The 8,231-nt window shown below is 75.6% G+C and carries 10 protein-coding genes; 5 read left to right on the plus strand and 5 right to left on the minus strand.

Annotation, left to right across the window (positions count from 1 at the left end):
* Positions 1–60 precede the first annotated feature (60 nt).
* The 3 genes from ABD353_RS22420 to ABD353_RS22430 form a co-directional block, all read right to left on the minus strand.
* The gene (locus ABD353_RS22420) at positions 61–591 is read right to left on the minus strand and encodes a hypothetical protein (RefSeq protein WP_344625435.1); all 531 of its coding nucleotides are present in this window, start codon (positions 589–591) and stop codon (positions 61–63) included.
* Positions 592–679: 88 nt separating this feature from the next.
* The gene (locus ABD353_RS22425) at positions 680–2,143 is read right to left on the minus strand and encodes an MFS transporter (RefSeq protein WP_344625436.1); all 1,464 of its coding nucleotides are present in this window, start codon (positions 2,141–2,143) and stop codon (positions 680–682) included.
* Positions 2,140–2,724, minus strand: coding sequence for a TetR/AcrR family transcriptional regulator (locus tag ABD353_RS22430; RefSeq protein WP_344625437.1), 585 nt, complete (start codon positions 2,722–2,724; stop codon positions 2,140–2,142). The genes ABD353_RS22425 and ABD353_RS22430 overlap by 4 nt, the downstream gene beginning before the upstream one ends.
* A 204-nt stretch (positions 2,725–2,928) precedes the next feature.
* Here ABD353_RS22430 and ABD353_RS22435 point away from each other — a divergent pair, with 204 nt between their 5' ends.
* Both ABD353_RS22435 and ABD353_RS22440 read left to right on the plus strand, forming a co-directional pair.
* Positions 2,929–5,406, plus strand: a complete 2,478-nt coding sequence (locus ABD353_RS22435) for a glycoside hydrolase family 9 protein (protein ID WP_344625438.1) — start codon at positions 2,929–2,931, stop codon at positions 5,404–5,406.
* Positions 5,407–5,500: 94 nt separating this feature from the next.
* A complete protein-coding gene (locus ABD353_RS22440; RefSeq protein ID WP_344625439.1) occupies positions 5,501–5,635 on the plus strand; it encodes a hypothetical protein in 135 nt (44 codons plus the stop codon).
* A 20-nt stretch (positions 5,636–5,655) separates the two neighbouring features.
* On the opposite strand, the gene ABD353_RS22445 is transcribed toward ABD353_RS22440, so the two are convergent.
* Entirely contained in the window at positions 5,656–6,009 is a 354-nt protein-coding gene (locus ABD353_RS22445) for a hypothetical protein (protein ID WP_344625440.1), read from the minus strand.
* An 89-nt stretch (positions 6,010–6,098) separates the two neighbouring features.
* On the opposite strand from ABD353_RS22445, the gene ABD353_RS22450 reads away from it, so the two are divergent.
* The 3 genes from ABD353_RS22450 to ABD353_RS22460 all read left to right on the plus strand — a co-directional run bounded on the left by ABD353_RS22450 (position 6,099) and on the right by ABD353_RS22460 (position 7,998).
* Positions 6,099–6,701, plus strand: coding sequence for an alpha-ketoglutarate-dependent dioxygenase AlkB (locus tag ABD353_RS22450; protein WP_344625441.1), 603 nt, complete (start codon positions 6,099–6,101; stop codon positions 6,699–6,701).
* A gap of 201 nt (positions 6,702–6,902) precedes the next feature.
* Complete coding sequence (locus tag ABD353_RS22455) at positions 6,903–7,196, plus strand: hypothetical protein (protein ID WP_344625442.1); 294 nt, start codon at positions 6,903–6,905, stop codon at positions 7,194–7,196.
* A 94-nt stretch (positions 7,197–7,290) separates the two neighbouring features.
* Positions 7,291–7,998 (plus strand): GNAT family N-acetyltransferase, encoded by a 708-nt coding sequence (locus ABD353_RS22460; protein ID WP_344625443.1) that lies wholly within the window; start codon positions 7,291–7,293, stop codon positions 7,996–7,998.
* Here the strand turns inward: ABD353_RS22460 and ABD353_RS22465 are convergent.
* On the minus strand, positions 7,917–8,231 hold a 315-nt coding region (locus tag ABD353_RS22465), incomplete at its 5' end, for a DUF4259 domain-containing protein (protein WP_486326984.1). The genes ABD353_RS22460 and ABD353_RS22465 overlap by 82 nt on opposite strands.

Raw genomic sequence — 8,231 nt, forward strand, 5'->3', positions numbered from 1 at the left:
GAGGCGGCCGCCGACCGATCCATCCGATTTCGCCGCCCTCGGCCGTCCCCGGCCGGACGGTCAGCGCGGAGGGAGGGGGACGCCGGTGCCGGGGGCGGTGGGTGCCCAGGTCGGCTCCGCGGTGGCGGTCTTCGGGTCGGTCTCGTTCATTCCGATCTTCCAGCCGTCCTCGCCGGCGTTCCCGTCGAGACGGAGGCGCAGGGCCATGCGCCGGCCCGTGTCGTGGAAGTAGAGCACCACGGCCTGCCGGTCGATCGCGGGACCCATGAACTCGGCGGTGACCCGGCCCTGCGAGCCCTTGCCGAAGGCCTCCACCCAGATCTTGGCATTGGTCAGTGCCCGGGTCTTCGAGCCGTCGGAGGTGGCCAGGGCCGACAGCCGCCCGGCGTCGCCGTCGGCCATCCGCCAGACCGCCTTCTGCACCACCTCCAGGGTCTCCGAGGACGGGTACCCGGCCACCTGCAGCGCGGTGTGGTCGGCGTAGTCGTTGGTGTACTCCACGTCCGGGTCGGAGGGGAGGCCCAGGTAGACCACGACCACCGCAAGGGTGAGCACCGCCGCGAACAGGGCACTCGTGCGGTTCTGGGTCATCGGTGGGCTCCCGGCGGTGTCGATCATGCGGACGGTCCGCGACACCCTAGCGCCCGTGAAACCCCGGGCCGGAGGCCGCCCCGCGCCCCTACGAGGTGCCCGACCGCCGTGGACCCGCGTGGGCGGGGGCCTGGTCGGAGGAGGCCGGGTCGGCGGGGGCCGGGTCGGAGGAGGCCGGGTCGGCGGGGGCCGTGCGGTGGGGGAGGGCCAGGGCGAGGGCGGTGCCCGCGGTGCCGGCGAGGGCGAGGAGGGCGAAGGACGGGCCCAGGGCGTTCTCCAGGGCGGGGCCGGCCGGGTGCGGGGTGCCGGAGAAGAGGGCGAGGGCGGTGGTGGCGGTGGCCACGCCGAGGGCGGGGCCGGTGTTCATGGCGGTCTGCTGGAGTCCGCCGGCCACCCCGGCGTGGGCGGTGGCGGCCCGGCGGACGACCATCGCCGTCGCGGCGACCATCACCGTGCCGAACCCGGCCCCCATCAACAGGAATCCGGCACCGGTGGACAGCGCCCCGGCCGTCCGGTCCAGCCGGGCGAGCACCAGGACGCCGGCGGTGAGCAGCGCCATGGCCGAGGCGATGGTCCGCCGCGGCCCGTGCCGCTTCAGCAGGACGGGGGCGAGCGGTGCGGCGAGCACCATGGCGGCGGCCAGCGGCAGCGCACGCAGGCCGGCCGAGAACGGGTCCAGCGCCAGGACGTCCTGCAGATACCAGCCGGCGAGGAAGAGCGTGCCGAACATGGCCGCGGAGGCGGCGACCAGGACGCCGAGCGAGGCGGCCACGGCCCGGGAACCGACCAGGTCCGGGGGCACCAGCGGGCTTGCGGTGCGCCGTTCGTGCCGGACGAAGGCGGCGCCGGCCGCCGCGGAGACGAGGGCCCCGAGGGCGGCGGACGCCGTCCACCCGGTCTCCGGCAGGCCGACCAGGGTGTGCACCAGGCAGGCCAGGGCCGTGCCGAGCAGCGCGGCGCCGACCGGGTCGAGCCGTACGGGTGCGGAGGGCGCCGGGGGTGTGCCGCGGAGGCCGAGCGCCAGCACACCGATCACCAGTGCGGGAAGGACGTTGAGGGCGAACACGGCCCGCCAGCCGAGCGCGGTGACCAGGGCCCCGCCGAGGACCGGGCCGGCTGCTGCCGCGGCGCCGATGGCGCTGGTCCGGATCGCGACGGCGGTGGCGAGCCGTTCCGGCGGGTAGGCGGCGCGGAGCATGCCGAGGGTGGCGGGCTGCAGGAGGGCGCCGAAGACGCCCTGGACGACCCGCAGGGCGATCACCCAGCCGATGCCGGGGGCGAGCCCGATGCCGGCCGAGGCCGCGCCGAAGCCGAGCGTGCCGACGGCGAACACCCGCCGGTGCCCGTACCGGTCGCCGAGCCGCCCGGCCAGGATCAGCAGGCTCGCCACGGCGATGAGGTAGCCGGTGCTGGTCCACTGGACCTGGGCGAAGTCCGTGTGCAGGTCGCGCTGCAGGGCGGGCTGGGCGACGGTCAGCACGGTGCCGTCCAGTGCGACGAGGACGGCGCCGGTGGTGCTCGCGGCCAGGGTGAGCCGGGGGGAGGGGCTCATGGCTGCACCGTCCCGAGATGGGCGTCGAGTGCGGCGCGCAGCAGCAGTTCGACGTCCTCCGTGCCGGCGGCGAGCTGCAGGCTTCCCCAGGACCAGAGTTGGGCGGTGCCGTGCAGGTTGGCCCAGAGCGCGGCGGCGGCGACCGCTGGTTCGGTGCCGCCGTGCGGGCGGGCCCGGGAGACGAGGTGCACCAGCACCTCGAAGAGCGGCAGGCTGGTCTCCCGGAGGCCCAGCCGGTTGCTCTCCAGCAGGTCGTGGCGGAACATCAGCTCGAACATTCCGCGTTCGGTGCGGGCGAACTCGAGATAGGCCCGGCCGAGGGCGGTGAGTCGCTCCCTCGGTTCCTGCGGCCCGTCGGCGACGGCTGCGGCGACGCGGTCACCGAGCTCGGCGAATCCCCGCCGGGCGATCGCGGACAGCAGCTCCAGATGGGTGGGGAAGTACCGCCGCGGCGCGCCGTGCGAGACGCCGGCGCGGCGGGCGATCTCGCGCAGGGTGAGGGCCTGCACCCCCTCGGCGGCCAGCAGTTCGACCCCGGCCCCGATCAGCCGCTCACGCAGCCCGATGTTCTCCTCGTCCATGGTAGACAGTGTCTACACCAGCTTCGTAGACGCCGTCTACTCGCTTTCGCCGCTGGAGCGCTCCCTTCGGGATCGTTGAACGGGCGCCGCGTGCACGCCTCTTGACGTGCTCTCGGCGACTGGCTTCACTGGCCTTTGGGAGCGCTCCCACGCTGCGCTGCCCGAATCCCCACCCCGTTCCCCGTCCCAGGAAGGCCCCCACCCGTGCCTCCAGCCACCGCCGCCCGCCGGCTGCCGCGCCGCGCGGCCGCCGTCCTGACCGGCCTCGCCCTGGCCGCCACCGGGCTGACCGGCGCGCTCGCCGCCGCCCCCGCCACCGCGGCCACCGCCGCTGCTGCCGCCGACACCCCCGTCCGGGTCAACCAGCTCGGCTACCTGCCGGACGGCCCCAAGCGCGCCACCGTGGTCAGCAGCGCCACCGCCCCGCTCGCCTGGCAGCTGCGCAACGCCGCCGGGACGGCCGTCGCCTCCGGCTCCACCACCGTGCACGGCGCCGACCCGGCCTCCGGCCAGGCCACCCACCTGGTCGACTTCACCGCCTACGGCACCGCGGGGACGGGCTACACCCTGGTCGTCGACGGCCGCGCCAGCCACCCCTTCGGCATCTCGGCCGCGCTCTACGACGGCCTGCGCGCCGACAGCATGTCCTTCTTCTACCAGCAGCGCAGCGGCATCCCGATCGACGCCTCGCTCGCCGGCGCCGCCTGGGCCCGCCCGGCCGGCCACCTCGGCGTCGCCCCCAACAAGGGCGACACCTCGGTGCCCTGCCAGGCCGGGGTCTGCGACTACAACCTGGACGTCCGCGGCGGCTGGTACGACGCCGGTGACCAGGGCAAGTACGTGGTCAACGGCGGCATCGCCACCTGGCAGCTGGTCAACTCCTTCGAACGCGCCCACCGGGCCGGCACCGACGCCGCCCTCGGCGACTCCACCCTGAAGGTGCCCGAGCGCGGCAACGGAGTCCCCGACGTGCTCGACGAGGCCCGCTGGGAGCTCGACTTCCTGATGCGGATGCAGGTCCCCGCCGGGAAGCCGATGGCCGGCATGGCCTTCCACAAGGTCCACGACGCCCAGTGGACCGGACTGCCGACCCGCCCCGAACTCGACTCCCAGCAACGCGAACTGCACAAGCCGTCCACCGCCGCCACGCTCAACCTGGCCGCCACCGCCGCCCAGTGCGCCCGCGTCTACGCCCCGTACGACGCCGCCTTCGCCGCCAAGTGCCTAGACTCCGCCCGCCGCGCCTGGGCCGCCGCCAAGGCCGACCCGAACGTCCTCGCCCCCGGCACCGACAGCACCGGCGGCGGCGCCTACGACGACACCGACGTCTCCGACGAGTTCTACTGGGCCGCCGCCGAACTCCTCGCCACCACCGGCGAGGCGCAGTACCGCGACGCCGTCACCTCCTCCGCCCTGCACACCGCCCCCGCCGACGCCTTCTGGTGGGGCGGCACCGCCACCCTCGGCCGGATCACCCTGGCCACCGTCCCCGGCGTCGCCCTGCCCGCCGACGACCTCGCCCGCCTCCGCGGCCGGCTCACCACCGCCGCCGACGGGTACCTCGCCACCATGGCCGGCCAGGGCTACGCCGTCCCGATCGCCGCCGACGGCTACGTCTGGGGCTCCAACAGCTCCGTCGCCAACGACGCCGTGGTGATGGCCGTCGCCTACGAACTCACCGGCCAGCAGCGCTACCGGGCGGGCGCCCTGGAGTCCCTCGACTACCTGCTCGGCCGCAACGCGCTCGACCGCTCCTACGTCACCGGCTACGGCGAGAACGCCTCCGAGAACCAGCACCACCGCTTCTGGGCCCACCAGAACGACGCCTCGCTGCCGCACCCGCCCGCGGGCTCCTTCGCCGGCGGCCCCGACTCCGGCCTGCAGGACCCGGTCGCGGCCGAGAAGCTGACCGGCTGCGCCCCCGCCGCCTGCTACGTCGACGACATCGGCTCGTACTCCACCAACGAGGTCGCGATCAACTGGAACGCGCCGCTGGCCTGGCTCGCCGCCTTCGCCGCGGAGCACCCGGGCGGGCCGCAGCCGACCGTGCCCGCCGTACAGGTGGCCCCGGCCGCGGTGACCGTCCCCGAGGGTGGCTCCGCCGCGGTCGCCGTCCGGCTGTCCGCCGCCCCCGCGCAGAACGTCACCGTCACCGTCGCCCGCACCTCGGGCGACACCGACCTCGCCGCCGCCGCCTCCCTGGTGTTCACGCCCGCGAACTGGGCGACCGCCCAGCAGGTGACCGTCTCCGCCGCCCAGGACGCCGACACCGCCAACGGCAGCGCCGTCTTCACCGCGGGCGGCACCGGGGTCGAGGCCGGCGCCTTCACCGCCACCGAGGCGGACGACGACACCGCCCCGCCCACCGCCCCCTGCACCGTGGCCTACAAGGTCGACAACGCCTGGGGCACCGGCTTCACCGCGACCGTCACCGTCAAGAACACCGGCACCACCACCGTCAACGGCTGGACGGCCGGCTGGACGTACCCCGGCGACCAGCGCATCACCAACGCCTGGAACGCCACCGTCACCCAGACCGGCGCCGCCGTCACCGCCAAGGACGCCGGCTGGAACGGCACCCTCGCCCCCGGGGCCACCGCGAGCTTCGGCTTCCAGGGCACCTACTCCGGCAGCAACACCTTGCCCGGGCAGTTCACGCTCAACGGCGCCGCCTGCAGCTGACAGCGCAGCACGGCCTGCCGCAGCCCGTGCGGGGCACCCGGTCCACGGGTGCCCCGCACCACCCCCCGCCAGGTCTGCGAAAGGACGTACCGCCATGCCCCGCACCGCCGCCCGTACCCGTCCGCCCCGCCCGACCGCGCTGCGCCTCGGCCGGGAGGGCTACGGCGTCGGCGACGACACCCTCTGGTTCGACGACGTCGCCCCGGGACCGTCCCCGATCGCCTGCTGAGCCGGTCCGCAGCGCCCTGATCAGATCGCGCTGTACAAGGCGAGCAGCACGGTCGGGACGGCGGAGAGGCCCGCGCCCGTCCACCAGAACCGCCGGCCGCGCAGGCCCGTCAGCCGGGCCACCCCCAGGTTGACGAGGAACCAGAGCGCGACGGTGCCCGCCCACAGCGGGGCCAGCAGGAGGATCCACGGCAGGATCCCGTCGTTGTCGTTCGGATCCCTGCTGCCCAGGCCGATCCAGACCAGCGGGTAGCTCTGCACGAAGAGCAGGAGCACGAGCAGCGCGGGCACGCCGAGGCAGCCGGTGAGGAGATTGGCCAGCACGACCGCCGTCCAGCGGGCGCGGCCGGGCCGTGCGGTCTCGTCCGTGTCCATGGTCCCCCTCCGAAGATCGTGATCGACGACCGACCGTACCCCTCCGCCGGGAACGGCCGGATGTCGGTGGGCAGGGCTAGCCTGCGGCCATGTCCGAGAACCGGGGGAGTGCGGCGGGGGCCGGCGTGCCCGGGCTGGTGCAGGTGGACGGCTGGCTGGCCGAGCGGGGCTGCGCCGGGCTGCTGGCGAAGATCGACGCCGAGCCCTGGTCGGCGCAGCTGCGGCGGCGGGTGCAGCACTACGGCCACCGGTACGACTACGGCCGGCGCGGCCTGGCCGCCGGGCCGGCCGCCGAGCCCGCCCCGCCGCTGCCGGACTGGGCGCTCGCCCTGGCCGCCCGGCTCCTCGACGAAGGACGCCTGGACGCCCCGGCCGAGCAGGTGATCGTCAACGAGTACCTGCCCGGCCAGGGCATCAGTGCGCACGTGGACTGCGTCCCCTGCTTCGGCCCGGTGGTGGCCGCGCTCTCGCTCGGCTCCGCCGCCGTCATGGACTTCACCGACCCGGCGGGCGGGCGCCGGGTCCCGGTGCCGCTCGCGCCGGGCGGCCTCACCGTGCTGACCGGCCCCGCCCGGTACGCCTGGCGCCACGCGATCCCCGCCCGCCGCAGCGACCCGGGGCCGGACGGCAGGGTGCCGCGCGGCCGCCGGGTCTCGGTGACCTTCCGGACCCTGGCGCAGCGACCCGGCTGACAGGGCCGGGCCGGTATCGCCCGCAGGCCGGACCGATCGGGACCGGTTCGGTCCGATTCCGTGCGAAAGCCCGGAATCCCGGTGGGACCGCCGCCGACCGGCCTAGCATGACGGCCACAACTGCGCAGACAGCGTGACGACTTGGGGTTGATCCCGCGAACGGCAGCATGCGGCGCCCCCATGTGCACGAGGTGGTGACGGATGACCGACCTGACCCGGCTGAGGGTCCTCTTCGACGAGCTCGGCGACTACCAGCGTTCCCTGGACGAGGGGGCACCGCTGGCCGAGGCCAAACCCGCGATGCTGGGGCGGCTGGCCGAGGCGCAGGTGCTGCTCCCGCCCGGGAGCGAGCACCTCTGGAACGGCTTCCGCTGGTGGATCATGCACACCTCGGCCGCCGCCCAGCAGGAGGGCGGCGACAGCGCCTCCGAGCCGTGGCGGGAGTTCCTCGCCGAGGTCGACGACGTCCTCGGCCCGGCGCCCGACGCGGCCTGACCGCTCCCCGCCCGGTGGGAGGCCCGGGGCGGCGGGAAGGATCCGGCCGCCTCCGGTGCTGTCATCGACACCACCGATCCGAGCAGGGGAACGCATGTCCACCACGAACGGCACCCATCCGCTGGACAACCCCGTGCGCGCGGCGCTGGCCGGGCCGCACGCGCTGTTCGCCGGCCGGTTCGGGCGCCTGCTGCACTACCCGGCGGACGTCACCCCCTTCCTCGGCATGCCGGACGAGCCCGGGGCCGAGGACTGGGCCGACGCCGCCGTGCTCGCGGGCCCCGGCGGGCACGTGGTGACGGCGGCCGTCTCCGTCCCGCCGCCCGCGGACTGGCAGGTCACCTTCCGGATCGAGGGGATCCAGCTCGTCGACGAGGGCGTGGCCGCGGCCCCCGACCCGGAGGCCGTCCGGCTCGGTCCGGCCGACGTGCCCGAGATGCTGGCCCTGGTCGAGCGGACCAGGCCCGGCCCCTTCCTGCCGCGCACCGTCGAACTCGGCAGCTACCTCGGCATCCGCCGCGACGGCGTCCTGGTCGCGATGGCCGGCGAACGCTTCCACCCGCCGGGCCACACCGAGATCAGCGCCGTCTGCACCGACGACGCGCACCGCGGCCAGGGCCTCGGCACCCGGCTGGTCAGAGCGGTCGCCGCCGGGATCCGGGCCCGCGGCGAGCGGCCCTTCCTGCACGTGGCCGAGGACAACACCGGCGCCCTGCGGCTCTACGAGTCGCTCGGTTTCCGCGTCCGCCGCTCGGTGACCTTCGCCGGCGCCCGCGTCCCCGCGACGGCCCCCGCGCTCTGAGGCCTGCCGGGCAACGGCGCCGCCAGGACCTCGCGCAGGCGCACGAGTCCGGCGAGCCACTCCCGGCCGTCCCGCGGGTCCGTCCAGCTCGCGACCGCATCGGCCCGGTCGGCGAGGATCCGGTCGAGGGCCCGGACGGCGAGCGGCCGCAGGGCCGTGAGGTCCGGCAGCGGCCGCTGCGGCCCGAACCCCCGGGAGACCGGCTCGCCGCCGGGGCAGCGGGCGGCGACCAG

The sequence above is a fragment of the Kitasatospora arboriphila genome (assembly GCF_039528095.1).
Classification (GTDB): domain Bacteria; phylum Actinomycetota; class Actinomycetes; order Streptomycetales; family Streptomycetaceae; genus Kitasatospora; species Kitasatospora arboriphila.